The 13982-nt window shown below is 59.7% G+C and carries 16 protein-coding genes; all 16 read right to left on the reverse strand.

Annotation, left to right across the window (positions count from 1 at the left end; all coding sequences use genetic code 11):
- Positions 1 to 13 precede the first annotated feature (13 nt).
- Positions 14 to 463 carry a tetratricopeptide repeat protein gene (locus A3M7_RS0139285; protein ID WP_245284427.1) on the reverse strand — a complete coding sequence of 150 codons (450 nt, stop codon included), beginning with the start codon at positions 461 to 463 and terminating at the stop codon, positions 14 to 16.
- Between the two features lie 167 nt (positions 464 to 630).
- Positions 631 to 1029 (reverse strand): hypothetical protein, encoded by a 399-nt coding sequence (locus A3M7_RS0139290; protein WP_027548786.1) that lies wholly within the window; start codon positions 1027 to 1029, stop codon positions 631 to 633.
- A gap of 9 nt (positions 1030 to 1038) precedes the next feature.
- Positions 1039 to 2694, reverse strand: coding sequence for a type II and III secretion system protein family protein (locus A3M7_RS0139295; RefSeq protein ID WP_027548787.1), 1656 nt, complete (start codon positions 2692 to 2694; stop codon positions 1039 to 1041).
- A 607-nt stretch (positions 2695 to 3301) separates the two neighbouring features.
- Positions 3302 to 3721 carry a TadE family protein gene (locus A3M7_RS0139300; RefSeq protein ID WP_027548788.1) on the reverse strand — a complete coding sequence of 140 codons (420 nt, stop codon included), beginning with the start codon at positions 3719 to 3721 and terminating at the stop codon, positions 3302 to 3304.
- The gene (locus A3M7_RS0139305; RefSeq protein ID WP_027548789.1) at positions 3718 to 5055 is read right to left on the reverse strand and encodes a TadE/TadG family type IV pilus assembly protein; all 1338 of its coding nucleotides are present in this window, start codon (positions 5053 to 5055) and stop codon (positions 3718 to 3720) included. Before A3M7_RS0139305 ends, A3M7_RS0139300 begins: the two co-directional genes overlap by 4 nt.
- Before the next feature lie 8 nt (positions 5056 to 5063).
- Positions 5064 to 5567: a hypothetical protein gene (locus tag A3M7_RS0139310; protein WP_049823975.1), complete on the reverse strand. Its 504-nt coding sequence runs from the start codon at positions 5565 to 5567 to the stop codon at positions 5064 to 5066.
- Between the two features lie 24 nt (positions 5568 to 5591).
- A complete protein-coding gene (locus A3M7_RS0139315) occupies positions 5592 to 6239 on the reverse strand; it encodes an isoprenylcysteine carboxylmethyltransferase family protein (RefSeq protein WP_027548791.1) in 648 nt (215 codons plus the stop codon).
- 2 nt (positions 6240 to 6241) lie between these two features.
- Positions 6242 to 7150 carry a type II secretion system F family protein gene (locus A3M7_RS0139320; protein WP_027548792.1) on the reverse strand — a complete coding sequence of 303 codons (909 nt, stop codon included), beginning with the start codon at positions 7148 to 7150 and terminating at the stop codon, positions 6242 to 6244.
- Positions 7147 to 8079: a type II secretion system F family protein gene (locus A3M7_RS0139325; RefSeq protein ID WP_027548793.1), complete on the reverse strand. Its 933-nt coding sequence runs from the start codon at positions 8077 to 8079 to the stop codon at positions 7147 to 7149. The genes A3M7_RS0139320 and A3M7_RS0139325 overlap by 4 nt, the downstream gene beginning before the upstream one ends.
- Complete coding sequence (locus A3M7_RS0139330) at positions 8076 to 9452, reverse strand: CpaF family protein (protein ID WP_027548794.1); 1377 nt, start codon at positions 9450 to 9452, stop codon at positions 8076 to 8078. Before A3M7_RS0139330 ends, A3M7_RS0139325 begins: the two co-directional genes overlap by 4 nt.
- Positions 9449 to 10651, reverse strand: a complete 1203-nt coding sequence (locus A3M7_RS0139335) for an AAA family ATPase (protein WP_049823976.1) — start codon at positions 10649 to 10651, stop codon at positions 9449 to 9451. The genes A3M7_RS0139330 and A3M7_RS0139335 overlap by 4 nt, the downstream gene beginning before the upstream one ends.
- The gene (gene cpaB / locus A3M7_RS0139340) at positions 10651 to 11604 is read right to left on the reverse strand and encodes a Flp pilus assembly protein CpaB (RefSeq protein WP_027548796.1); all 954 of its coding nucleotides are present in this window, start codon (positions 11602 to 11604) and stop codon (positions 10651 to 10653) included. The genes A3M7_RS0139335 and cpaB overlap by 1 nt, the downstream gene beginning before the upstream one ends.
- A gap of 1 nt (position 11605) precedes the next feature.
- Positions 11606 to 12112: a prepilin peptidase gene (locus A3M7_RS0139345; protein ID WP_049823977.1), complete on the reverse strand. Its 507-nt coding sequence runs from the start codon at positions 12110 to 12112 to the stop codon at positions 11606 to 11608.
- Positions 12113 to 12213: 101 nt separating this feature from the next.
- Positions 12214 to 12429, reverse strand: coding sequence for a hypothetical protein (locus A3M7_RS0139350; protein WP_025576376.1), 216 nt, complete (start codon positions 12427 to 12429; stop codon positions 12214 to 12216).
- A 433-nt stretch (positions 12430 to 12862) separates the two neighbouring features.
- A complete protein-coding gene (locus A3M7_RS50130; protein WP_198033903.1) occupies positions 12863 to 13075 on the reverse strand; it encodes a hypothetical protein in 213 nt (70 codons plus the stop codon).
- A 133-nt stretch (positions 13076 to 13208) separates the two neighbouring features.
- Complete coding sequence (locus A3M7_RS50135; protein WP_027548798.1) at positions 13209 to 13481, reverse strand: hypothetical protein; 273 nt, start codon at positions 13479 to 13481, stop codon at positions 13209 to 13211.
- Positions 13482 to 13982 lie beyond the last annotated feature (501 nt).

A 13982-nucleotide genomic window follows, 5' to 3' on the forward strand; every position in this document is an offset into this window, starting at 1 on the left:
AGAGGCGGCCCACCTATGGCTGATTATTCGGCGGCCTTTCGATGAACCGACGGCTACCATTGAGAAGCTCGAGGTTATTAGCGATAACCGGGTTGCCTGGATCGAGCGAATAAGCCTTCTCAAACTTCCGTCGCGCCGCACTCAGATTGCCGCGCAGCATGTACGAATAACCCTGATCATTCAGGATTTGAACGGTCTCGCCCCCCAGCCGAATCGCCTGGGCATAGGCTTGATCAGCCAGGTCAAAACGACGCAGGCGGTCATAGCTTGCCGCGAGCCCAATCCAGGCTGTCAGGTCCTTCGGTGATTTCTCGACAGCGTCCTTGAAATAGCGCTGGGATAGCCCGTAGCTGCCGCGGTTGTAATGCTCCAGTCCCAGCCGCACCGGCTCGTCGGACGGATAATATTTGACGTCGGTCGGTTCCTGCACGGGGTCCCCGCCCGGCGGATCCACGGGAGCCACGATCGCAGCCTCCCTCAGTGTGTAGTCACACCCCGCAAGGCCTGCCCCCAAGCAGCAGCAGGTCAGCATTAAGATGATGCGCCGCACAACTCTCGTCCCAGTTTGGCCCAGCGCACTCATTGAAATATCTTCGTTAGATCACTCAAAGCTATGGCCCCCTCGGCTGCTCACTTGCTCGCCGCGCCGCCGACCGGCACCGATATTCCACTCGTCGACCCAGCCCCCATTCCGGTTACGTTGACATTCTGGGTAACGGGGGGCCGCTGGCCCATCGCTTCCGTCGCCGGCCCGATATCGGGAAGCTGATCGACCGGCCGTTGCGTATTGCCATAACGCGTCACGGCGGCGCCAACGCGCCGAGCGTCGTACGCGATCCTCCTGTCACCGACGTTTCGTGGCCATGGATGGATCGTATGTGTGACCGCGTTGACCTCCTTGGCATCGCCGGCGGTCATCGTGATTGTATTGGAACGCTGGAAGTAGCGGTCCACCTCGTCATGACCGGCGAGGCCGTAACATCCCCCGAGCAGCAAAGGCACGAACAGAACCAGATACCTCTTGGTCATCTCTCGCTCCTAGTTGAGGGTCTTTACGACCGGCTGGTTGGCAGCGGCGGCCGGGGGCGGAACGGGTGTCCTGAGCTCAGGAGCGATGATGTGGCCGTACGGGCCCTTCACGTCGCCACCGGAATTGACGTAGTCATCGTAGCGCTTGCGGACTTCCATCTGGCCATTGAGGAAGAAGTCGACGTCATTGGCCGGAAGGCGGGAGTCGAGCGGAGACGCCAGCTGCTGACCGGGTGCCGCCGGCGCAACCAGGCGCGGCGTGACGATGATGACGAGGTCCGTTTCCTCCTGCTGGTACGACTTGCTGCTGAACAAGGTTCCAATCACTGGCACCGAGCCGATCCAGGGCAATTGCGAAACGTCCTGGCGATTGCGGGTCTGCAACAGGCCGGCGATTGCAAAGCTCTGGCCATCGCGCAACTCAACCGTGGTTCGCGCGTCGCGGCGGGTCAGTGCAGGAACGGTCGTCCCCTGGATCGTCACCGCATTGGCGAAATCAAGTTCACTCACCGACGGCTCAACCCGAAGGTTGATCACGCCGCGGGAGAGCACGGTAGGAACGAAGGCGAGCTCAACACCGAACTTTTTGTATTCAATCGTGATGGTGGGAAAACCGTTCGCCGTCTGGGTCGGTATCGGCACTGGAAACTCACCGCCGGCGAGGAAGCGGGCGGCATCGCCGGAAAGCGTAGTCAAGTTTGGCTCCGCCAGCCGGCGTGCCAATCCCTTGGTTTCCAATGCAGAGATCAGCAGGTCCACCGAGCCGCCGTTGCTGGTTCGAATCAAACTGGTCAACAAGCTCCCGAACGGAGCCGGCGCGATGCCGCCTGCAGTACCGGCCAGCGTCCCCAGAGTTCCGAGTACCGGAAGGCTGCCTGTCGGGGCACTACCAACAGGCCCCCCGCCCGCACCGAGGGGACCGTTGGCGGTGTTGATACCACCGATCGGTGTTCGACCGGCGGCGGTCACACGACCCAGCCCAGAATTACCAATGTTAGTGCCGTTGGCGTTCGCCGCAGAAAGGTTCACCCCGAGGTTTCGACCGGCCTCCCGGCTGACCTCAAGGAAGCGCACCTCCAGCATCACCTGCTGCGGCGCTGCGACGCTCATCGCGTTGACGACAGTGCCTCCTTTGGCAACGGTGCTGGTGGCGATTGCCATGGCCCGCTCGGCCGCAACCGCGTCGACGGCGGTTCCGCTGAGCACCACCTGGCCCTCGGAGGCGGAGACGCGAACACCCTGCATGCCGGTGCCGGTCCGGATGTTCTGCTGCAAATTGCCGGTATCGATCACGACCTCGACGTCGAGGATCCCGATCTGCTTCATCGAACTGTCGAACAGGATGACGTTGGTGGTGCCGGTCTGCTTGCCCTGGACATAGATCAGGTGATCGCTCAGCGACTTCACGTCGACGATGTCAGGCGAGCCCGCAACAATCGTCGCAAAAGCGGTGTCGACCTTGAAGGTGCGCGACTTGTTGACGACCACCTTGACCCGCTGGACGTCGTTCATTTCGCTGACGAAGACGCCGCTGGAGGAACCCCGCCGGTCTGCAGCCTCCGTGCGGTCGGCGGACCCAAACAAGGCCACCGCCGCGCCAAGAGCCATCACACCGGTGGCGAGAAGCCTCCCTACCCTTTTACCCGAAACGCCAGCGCCACCCATTCGAGTCCCCCCGCCGCAGGTTCACGGCTATCCCCGCAAATCTACGTGCTCGATGTCCCCAACAATTCTCCTCCGCGCACCACGTCGCAGAGCTTACATTCCGTCCCACTACAATTCGTTACTTCGTGTTTCCGAGATCATCGTCCCTCATGCAGCCTCCTTGCAAGAAGAGACGCTTACCGCATTGCCGCAGGCAGCAAAGAAAACTTTCCAATGTTGCCAGCGAGCATCATTCTCTCTGCCCGTTCGGAACAATCCCGCGGCACAACCGCTCGGGTACGAGTTCCCGTCGTCGCCCCGCGGTCGAACGCCTCGAGTCGCTCTTGGAGATTCGCTTGGCCAGGCGCAGATAGCTCTGGCGGAGTTCCACAGCTCTGGCAAAGTTCCATGCCACGCACTTAGCCAACTCGACCGGCGCGGCCACGCAGCGATGCTGGCCAATACACGTAAGGTATGCTGCCATATTTACGACGGCCTGCACCAATGACGCCGTCACGATGGCACTTGTCATGATGGTGATGGCGTTTGTCTTGGCTTCGCATCCGGCATCATTGTAACGCCATCGCCAGGGGCTGATCGGGTGTTCATCGGTGATGCCGGGAGTGCGCTAGAAGGGAATACTTGTGGACGCGCTCGGCGCATTGAGTGACGTGCCCCATATCGGCATCAGCATGGTAAAGCGTGCTTGCGAAGCGGTAACAGTCAAACTGCTGCCGCTGGCCCCCACGGTCAACGTCGGCGTGAGATGGCCGAAATACAGGAAAGGCGCCGCGTTCTGCTTAGCCGTCGTGGACAGGGGATCTCCGGTGCAGCCCGCCGGCGACTGCGGCGGGCTTTGGACCACGTCAGGCGTGTAGCAGCTAATCATGACCGCCCGTGCGCCGGCACTCGCCAGCGTCCGTAAGGATTGCATCGTGATGGCATAGCGTCCGAGATCGATGATGACGAACATCAATGTGAATAGCGGCACGAACACGAGGATGAATTCGAAGGACGCAAAGCCGCGATTGTCGAGCTTTCTCATCATTGCACCAAAGCGACAACTTGGGTGTAAACGATGGTGGCCGGGTCACACCCTTGCGTGCTCAGGTAGCCGCCACCGCTCATGTCGAGCGTTTTCGCAATCACTTGTGAGCAGGTCGTATTGGCACTGGCAGTCGTTCCGTTCCAGCTAACGTCGACCTTGGGGAAGTACATGGCCCCGCCCAGGCTAACTAGACCATTCCCGTTTACAGTGGCCTTGTTGCTGGTCTTGCTCGGAGCCTGATCATCAATCAAGACGCCATTCAGATCAGACGAAAAACTGTTCGTAACAGGTGCGGAGAGATCAACAGTCCCCCCGTTGATGGTCAGCTGCGAGTCACCGAGCAATACGAGGGTTACGCCTGTGCCTTTCAGTTGTCCGCCGGTGACCTTTATGGTCGCTTTGTAGAAGAAATATGTTCCCGGGTCCAAAACGTACTTGTCCCCGTTCTGCACCGTGAAACTGCCGTAAGCGCCAGTCCCCGCGCTATTCGGCGCGCAATGCTTCCACCCATCCGCCTGAACGGGGCATGACGGGTTTGTATTGCCAGTCCTGCTGTTGAACGATTCGGTGTCCAGTTTGCTGAGCGGATTGTTAGCGTACGGCATAAAATAATTGTGCGGCACGCTAACACTGCTGCAGGAGCCTGAGGGGGTGCAGCCACTTGCACCATAAACCGCCCATCCCGAACCGGTGAAAGTTGGCGTGCTGGCAAGTTGAACACTGGTGTCCGACATCAGCGCGCAGCCAGTTCCGTTGTTGCTGAGGTTACCAGCAAGCTTAAGCGCGCCTGAGTCAGGTCCAAGCGCCAAGGCGCACACCTTGGTCGGCAGCTGGACCAGCGCAATCGCTTGGGTGGGGATGTTGATGGTCAAGAAACCCAACACTGCCGACAAGTAGGCCGGTTGTTGCTGGCTGACCCTGGCGCGAACGGCGTTGCCGGTGCCTGCAGGTGGCGTTGTGAATGTGCCCGCATTGTAGGTGCCGATATCGATCTGAACGGCCCGCGAGACTCTGGTCGGGAGAACCGACGCACACGTGGCGCCGGGATAGGGCGTATTGTCCTTCGGATTCGAGTTGCAGAACCCATTCTGTGCGGCAAATTCCTTGCCGCGATAGTCCACCGATTGCGTGTCGCAGGTCGCGCCAGCGATCGTGCATGAGAGCCGCAATGCACCCGAGTAGGCCGCCGAGTCGGCGGCGTTCTGCGCATGCTGGCGGGTGACGTACCACGATCCGGCCTCGGCCCCGAGCGCGACCACTCCGATCAGCGGCACGAGCGCGATGGCCGTTGCGAATGCGGCTGAGCCTCGTCGGGAACGGAGCAGACCGCGCATGGAAGCACCTACTGGAAGCGTTCTGAGTAAGCCAACGTGTACGTACAAGTGGTCGGACACAGCACCGATCTCGAGACAATCGGGTGCAAGGTGACGGTTGTCGAAAATGTAATGTACTTGGGAAAAGCAATATTGCTCGGCGAGCAGGTAGCGCCTGCATCTCCGCATATGACCTGCAGGTTGCCGATCGTATGACCAGCGACTGTTGTCTGTAGCCCGGACCTCCAGGTCACCGTGCCGTCGGGGCCGAGCGGATTATAGTACTGCACATATTGCCCGAAGGAGCGCAACGCCGTCTTCGCGGAGATAAATTGGAAACTCGCGGCGGCTAAGTCGGCGAGCGGCATGAGCAGGAACGCCACCAAGACCGGGTAAACGATCATCGTCTCAAACGCGACGGCGCCGCGCTGATCCGCGACGAAAGACCCCTTGGCACGCGCGCGCCCGGCTCGACCGATACTTACCACTTCCGATCGCCGAGTCCGCGCGGTAGCGACTTGAACCTTGTCCATGACAATTCGGCCACGCATAGTCGTTCACCAAACATAAGGGACTACTCTCCAACGCGATGCCTCGTAGCTGGAATATTCGGGGCAATTGCGCCGAAGCAGGTCTTCTTCGTAAAGAATTCGGCATACCTGAACGCCGATATGCAGGACGAACAGCACCGCCGTCAGCGGCGTCGGGTTTCTCAGCACCACTCCCAACACTGCGATTTCTTCCGCAAGGTAGAGCGGATGCTTGATCCACCGGTACGGACCCGTTTGCACCACGTTGCGCGCCTGTGGCACCAGACTGAATGACCTGCCAAGGTGTCGGATGGTGACCAGCATCATGATCATGCCGATCAACACGCAAGCGGTGGATGCCAGGTTCGGTAACGCTTGGTCGGTCTTGCCGAAGAAGGCTATCGTCCATGGCATATAGGTGCCGACGAACGCCGCTATTCTTGGGAGGACGCCATCCGCTTGCGCCTTCGCCGGCGACCGCGTCATCGTCAATAGCGCCAGGAGCACGTAGAAGGTACCAAGGCAAACACTCGACAAGAGCGATGGCCAAGGTTTATCGGCGGATGATCCAATATTGAAAGCGACGCCAAGCGCCAGCAGCATGAACCACATGCCGCCGAACAGTTGCATCGTCCGGTCGTAAGAGGAGGTTTTCGACAGGGCAACCGTGCTCATGGCTATTTACCGAAGCTGGCGAACGAACGCACCAGGTGCAGAATGGGACTTCCTCCCAAAACGACGAACATGGCTGGAAGCAGGAACAGCACCATCGGAATGGTCAGCTTGGCGCCCAATTTGTGTGCTCTTTCTTCAAGCTTGGTAATGCGTTCTCGCCGGAGGTCGACAGCGATATTCCGCAGAGCCTGGCCTACCGGCGTTCCGTATTGCAGGCTTTGAGCCACCATGGTGCCGAATCGGCGAAGCCCATCCGATGTAGCTCCTAATTTATCGAATGCTTCGCTGCGATTTGGCAGTATCCGCAGATCATCAAGAAGGCAGTGTATGACCCGGGCCATAGGGGGATTGGTCTCGCTCATTTCTTGCGCGACGCGAGCGAGCCCGCTCTCCAGGCCCATTCCCGCTTCGCTGCACACGACCAGCAAATCGATCATATCCGGCGTACCTACCCGAATGGCAGCATCAAACCGCCGCTTCAGCACCGCCAGTATCAATCGTGGCCCCAAGATTCCGATCATCACGCCCATGAGTGTGAAGACCAGCACATCCGTCAGTGACTTCCCGAAAAGCTGAGCGACACACCCGGCGATGATCGGGCATAGGAACATGGCGACAGCTTTGACACCGATCCAGGTCGGCAACGCGCGACGATGATTGAAACCTGATGATTGAAGGATCGTTCGTAATTGATCCAGATTCTCCTCAGCGTAGAAGCGGCGATACCGCGTGCCGAGCCATGAGAACCAACCGGTCACGTCTTGGAAGGGTGCTGCCCCGCCAGCACCGCCCATCACCGCGTTTGCCACCCGTGCGTCCACAGTACGAATGTGTATCTCGCGGATAATCATCAGGCTGGTCGCAGTCCCAGCTGCCAATGCGAGGGCCACCAGACCGAGGCCAAAAGTCATAGTTGTGTTTCCCTTCTGACCATCCAACTTATCACCAAGGCTCCGACAAGCACTGAGCCTACCGCGTAAGCGAGCAGCTTGTTTCCAACCGGATCGGTGAACAAGAGATCAACAGTTTGCGGATTGGCCGCGTAGAGTACCCCGCCTCCAATCAAGGGCGAGATTGTCAGCGCTCGTGAGGAAAAGATCACCTCTCCTGCCAGCGCCTTGGCGCGAGCAGCCAGCGCAACACGCTGCCTCACAGTGTCTCCCAGGTTCTGCAGGGTTTCAGCCAAGCTGCCACCTGACTTCAACTGGACTGCAAGCGTCACCGCAAACATCGCATACTCGGCCACTCGCGTTCGGCGATAGACACCTTCGACAGCTTCCGCTGGAGGTCTCCCCATATTCACTTCGTTGCATACGATGGCAAACTGCCCAGCTGTTGGTTGCGGCATTTCGCGCGCGAGGGCGCGGAATGCTTCGTGCACGGGCAAACCCGATCGAACCGTACTCGTCACCAGCTGGATCGCATCAGGCAGCTGTCGAAAAAGCTGGAGGGCGACGCGACGTTGCTGCCATCCAAACAGCCCTCGCATCACGATGACGGCCGCGATTGCAGCGGCGATGCCCCCGTAGAGAATGGAATATCCGAGCTGGCTAATCGCATAGAGGCTTGCTGCCGCTGCGAACGCACCGGCAACCAGCACATAGGCCGGATGCCAAATGTTCGGTATCTCGGGATTGTAATTGACCAGGCGATGGAGGAACTGAGTCTGGGATCCGGTTTCCGTGCGGCGAATGGAAAGCAGGTTGGCTGGATGTGAGGCTGGCAAAGCAACAGCCAGCCGGCGATCGATGCGTCTTTCCCGAGCATCGAGCCACAACGCAATGGCTGCTGCGCACATCGCGAGCGCCAGAACAGTGACGATCACGGACTCCGGCATCATATCTGCCTCATCGCCTCGGCCCAAGCTCCGTCCAGCCCGTAATAGACAAGACGGCTTTTGAATTTCGGGGTTGCAAGGTTGCACCTGTAGGTGCCCGATAACCGCCCATGCACATCCTCATCCTGGTACTCGAAGGCTGCGATGTCATTGGTGGTGATCACGTCCCCCTCCAGCCCGATTACCTCGCTGATCTGAATGATACGGCGCTGTCCGTCCCGCATGCGTTCGACCTGCACAATGAGATCCAGCGCAGCGACGATTTGAGTTCGAATGGCGCGCGACGGTAGATTAACCTGCCCCATCTGCACCATGTTTTCGATGCGGGTCAGGGCATCGCGGGTGCTGTTGGCATGCACCGTGGAGATCGAACCATCATGGCCGGTGTTCATCGCCTGCAGCATGTCAAATGCTTCAGCGCCGCGCACCTCGCCCACGACGATCCGGTCAGGACGCATGCGCAGCGCATTCCACAAGAGATCGCGCTGTGTCACCTGTCCTGTGCCTTCGAGACTGGGAGGCCGGGTCTCCAGGCTAACCACGTGCGGCTGCTGAAGCTGCAATTCTGCCGCATCCTCGATCGTGACAATGCGCTCGGTGTGATCGATGTACTGACTCATCGCATTCAAGAGCGTTGTCTTACCGGAACCGGTGCCGCCGGAGACCAGAACGTTGAGCCGAGATCGGGCCGCGACCTCCAGCAATTGTCCGATTGCCGCGGTCATTGAGCCGTTTTCGATCAATCCGGCCATATCCAAACGAAGGCTTGGGAATTTTCGGATGGAGATGCACGGACTATGAATCGCCAGCGGCGGGAGGATGATGTTGACGCGGCTGCCATCCAGCAGGCGACAATCCACCATCGGGCTGGATTCGTCGACGCGCCGACCAACCTGCGCGGCAATCTTCTGCGCGACGGAGGCGATGTGATCATTGTCGCGGAATCGCACGGCAATTCGTTCCAGCCTGCCGCTTCGCTCCACGTAGACGTTACTCGGACCGTTCACCATGATATCGTTGATCGATTGATCGAGCAGAAGCGGACGCAGCGGCCCGTAGCCGGTCATGTCGTCCGCAATCTCGTCCGCTAGCTGAATCTGCTCGCGACCCGACAGTTCAAGTCGTTCCTCGTTGGCGATTCCATGGATGATTTCCTCGATCTGCCGCCGAAGGACATCTCGCGAAACCGTTGCGGCAACCGACGGATCAATCTGCTCGATGACTCGCTCGCGGAGCGAGGCCGGCATCAGGGGCCGTTGAGTCGAAGGCGCGTGCCTGGGCGCAGATGCAGGCAAGCTCGGCGTCGACGCAGGCAATGGCGTCACTGCAGGCAAAGGAGCTGGCGTATCGTCGTCGCGCCTACCAAAGGTCTTCATAGTCCCAGCAGCCTCCTCAGCCGTCCCTTCTGCTCGGCGCCGAGCCCTGTGATTTCCCGTACAATCGGGGCGAGGTGACGCCGCAGTCCCGATACGTGCTTGAGCGCTGGAATTCCGAGATTGACCGCCTGAGTCATCCCCTTCCCGAGATCGGGTACCACCATGTCTGGTTCTGCCCCCAAGGCCTTGACAATCGCGGCCCTGGGGAGGCCGCCGGGGCGATCGGCGCGGTTCAGGAGAGTAAAGACCCGATCCTTGCCGGCGATGTTGGTGACAGCGGTACGCAGCGCATGAGCATTACGAAGTCCAGTCACCTCGGCTTCGAGCAGCACCAGCACGTGACGAGAAAGAGTGATCACCGGATGGATGGATGGCGGAAATGGGACCGGTACATCGACAACGATGTAATTGAACCGTTGGCGGAGCAGACCGAGCACGTGTCTCACGCCCGCTTCAGTGATGTCGAGCTGCGCATCCAACTCCTCATCGGCGGAAATCAGGCAAACCCGCTCGTTGACCTCAATTGCCGCGCGCTCGAGGAACAACGTGTCCGCCCGCATCGGGTTCTCCAAGGCGATACGGAGCCCTGGCCCAGGCCGAACACCCAACATCACGGCTGTTTCGCCGGCTTGCAGGTGAAGGTCGAGCAGCGCGACCTTGGCCTTGGTGGTCTCGGCCAGCTGCAGGGCGAGGTTGATGGCGATACTCGTCGCTCCGGCGCCGCCCTGCGCTCCGCAGATCGAGATCACATGCCCGCCGCGATCGGGCTGACTGTGGGCCACATCGCCAAGCAGCTTCGGGCGTAGCTGGTCCAGCACCATGTCCCGCGTGATCGGCTTCGGCAGATACTCGGTCAGGCCAAGATCCATAAGCTCGCGGTAGAACGTAATCTCCCTGCTCTCGCCGACCAGAGCAACCCGGACATCGGGCGGGCAGACGCCGGCCAACCGTCCCAGCTCAGCGAATGGGTCTTCGATGCCGCTGATGTCCGTCACCAACGCGGATATATCGGTATCGGTTTCGAGCATCCGTATGGCATTACGGATCGTGCCACGCTTGATCGATATGTTGCTACCTTCGAGGCCCTTGCGCAGAGCCGCAGCACTAAGCTCGTCATTCACAAAACAGACGATCCGGTTGCGGGCTACAACAGATGTAGCTTCTTCAGGTGAACTGACGACTGCAATATTAACGCTCATCAACGTTTCTCCAGCACCTTGCCTGCCTGAACCACCATCGTCGCACCCCGGTGGAAAACTTCCGACCCATCGCAGTTGACCATAGAGTCCCCGTCGCCTGAGTCTTTCCTGACTGAGTATTGCTTGACCTGACCGCCAGCATGAACGACTACCGCTGCAGTCCGGCCGGCAACTGCATTCTGGCGAGCAATTTCCGGCGACACATCGCAGCTGGACATGGAGCCAGTGTCCGCCGTATCCCACTGCTCGACTGCTGCCCGTACGGCCAGCGAGATCGTTCCGATCTGCTTTGCGACTGTGATCTTCTTGACCTGGTCTGGCGCAAGCTCCAACGACACGGTTTGCGCTTGCTTGCCGGCCAAAGAGCTAACGGTTCGCCCGCCTTGCACAATCTCCTGATCAATAGCAATGACCCGAACGTTGCCCAGAACGACCTCGCTCATGGCCCGACGCGCCGGATCTGCCTTCTCGAACACTTGGGTCAACAAGACATCGACATGATCACCGGGCCTGATCAGCCCCGAGACGCCAGATTCCTCGTCAACCTTGATGCTGATTGCACGGCTATCCGGTGCCAAGACGCTGGCCAGGAAGCCGCGATCTCGCGGCCGCAACACGTCCTGCAAGGTAATTGGACTGCCAGCCTCGACGAACTTGCGAACCAGAGAGCCGGTAAGTCCGGCCTTCGCGTCGGGCGTTTCGAGAATCGCCCCCGCTGGAAGACGTTCAGGCGGCGCCGAGCGTACTGCGAAATCTTCATCGCGGGCCAATGTACCTCTCGATAGCGGACGTGCCGCAACAAAGTACCCGACAGTCGAAGGAGGCGCCGGCCCCTGCTCCGTGACCGCTACCGGAACCTGTTTCGGCAGGTTCATGTTGTAGGCAATAAGCCCGAACGCGGCGGTTGCGAGCAACAGAACTGTGATGATCGAGAGACGCAAGGCGGATGACATGTCAAAGTCCTCGACTGAAAATGGTCCAAATGCCACCGCATGCTATGGCCACCCCGTAAGGCAGCGGTGCGTGTCGCAAATGTCGCCACCGTTCGACCGCGTAGACGCGGCGCATGAGCGACGAGCCGGCGGGCGCTAGCCTGGGATATGGCAGGAGGCGCATCAGCAGATGCACCAGGGCAAGAATGCCGCCAGCCAACGCGGTAACGGTCAGCAGCTGAATCACGCCCGTCAGGGGAAAGCCGATCGCCAACGCAGTCAGCAACTTGACGTCGCCGCCGCCAATTCCACCGCGCGTGTACAGGACAAACAGCAGCAGGAAGAGGACCGCGGCTGCTATCAGCGACTCGGCAATCTGCATCGAGTTGGGCAATTGAGTGGCGATCCCGAGAAGTGCTAGCGCCAGACAAATTTCGTTTCGGATCAAGCGCGTCGCGACATCGATCGTTGCGACATAGAGCAACAACAGGATTTGCAGAAGCGAGGCCGTGGGAGCAATCCAATTCATCAAATGCACGCCAAAAAAAGCGGAAGGCAACTTTGTGGGGGGCACTCTTGCAGGAGGGGGGGCAGCCTGGATTGCCCCCCTCTGGCGTCAAGATGGCTGTATCAACCAGCGATGGCCGTAGCGAAAGCGGTGGTGATAGCGGTGATCCCGGTCGTCAGCGCCGCGCCGATCTGACCACCAGCACCGCCACCGAACACAGCACCCACTGCACCAACGATACAAACCGCGACGATGATGTACTCGAACGACACCACGCCGTCCTGGTCCGTGCGCAAACGCTTCAACGCTTCCTTAGCTTCAATATAATACGTCAACATAGGAGGATCCCTTCCTTGGAGATGACAGACATCGGAACGTTCGTTGGCGAAAAACCCCTAGCGCCAACTGGATTCATTTATAATGTCTGCACCGAAGGTTTCGCGTGCTCCATAGAGTGGTGATGCGGAGCAAAAGGGGTACTCCTCCCTCGAATTAACCATTTCGCTCAACGGCCTGCGTTCGGCCGACGCGCGACAGCGCGCTGGCGCCTCCCGAGCGCTCAGCCATCATGGGCCTGACGATGCACAGCGTTGTCGGCCCAGAGAAACGCGGAGGAGTTGAACGCAATCGAGGATTGAGGGCTGTAATCAGCCGCCAATGTTGGTGCGCTCTATTCTATCGATCGGCCGAACCCGGCGATTCCCGACCTTGGATAGCGGACAGCACCAAGTTGACCAATCGCCGGCATTTCACATGAAGCACGGACAACTACTAGCGTACACGTTGGCGGACGTAATAGCCGTTGACCCGTATCCACTGGCAGGGGCTCGGCGGAGGCTCCTTGATGATGGTGTAGCCGTGGTAATCAATGTCGGTTGGTGCGGTCAGGCCACGCCAGAACACTGCATTCGCGCTGGACCAGCTCAGGGTCATCGCTGCCGAGAAACAGGCCAGGGCGACACAGAATGAAAAGAGTGTTCGCATCAGCGTCTTCCGGTTTGGAATTGCTTACCGTAGCGCGCTTATCCTGACTGGTCCCAGAGAGGCTCGCAAGTCCGATCGCGCCATCACCGGCAGCAGAACTTCCGTGCTGGTTCGGGGTCCAGATAGCCCCCTGTCACACCGCAAGCTTCACCTCGTGTGCGATGGTCGAACCGAGCCAGAGCCCATGGGTGCGCGGCCCCATGATCGGCACATGCCCTCGTGCAATTGGCCGCACAAGAATGTCCATGTCCGCGAATGGCTGACGGAGTTGGTATCGGGAAACCGACGAGCCTCCTGGGACGACGGAGTTGCGCCCGTAGATCACGAGCTCAGTATCCGACAGATCAGCAAGCCGGTGGTAATCGAAGTATTTGCGGCCGATCGGCTCGCGGGATTCCAGCAGCACCTCGAACTGCCCGTTCGCAGCCGAGCGGCCGATCCGTGGCGTGAGCCAGGCGCGAAAGGTCTGCCGGTCAGTACAAGACGACTCGGCGTCTGCCGACGAGACCGGTCCACTGTCATCGGCTACTTGGCCGCTACCGCGCGCGGAGCGGAGAAGCCGCTGGTGCGGCGGCGGGCATCACCGCAGGACGGCGAGCAATCTCCATTCCCGATCGCGTGCTGGCATATGATCGTCTGGGCCCATCCAGCCGACCGATTTCAGCGTCTGCCTCTCGGGCGAGAACATAAGTATTCATCTTGCGCGCAGCCGGGCGAAAGTCCCGGGATTGGGCGACCATCCGAGTTTTGCAATGCAGATCTCTGCTGCGGCGCACGGCCGGAAAGTTCGGAACCGTCAAGCTCAAGCAGCGCGCTGATAGCTTGCTCCTATTCGCGTTCCTGCCCATTTGACCCTCGTGGAGTCCTTGGATAGGTTGCGCTCAACCTACGAAATCAACTCAAGCGA

Source organism: Bradyrhizobium sp. WSM2254 (assembly GCF_000472645.1).
Taxonomy (GTDB): Bacteria; Pseudomonadota; Alphaproteobacteria; order Rhizobiales; family Xanthobacteraceae; genus Bradyrhizobium; species Bradyrhizobium niftali.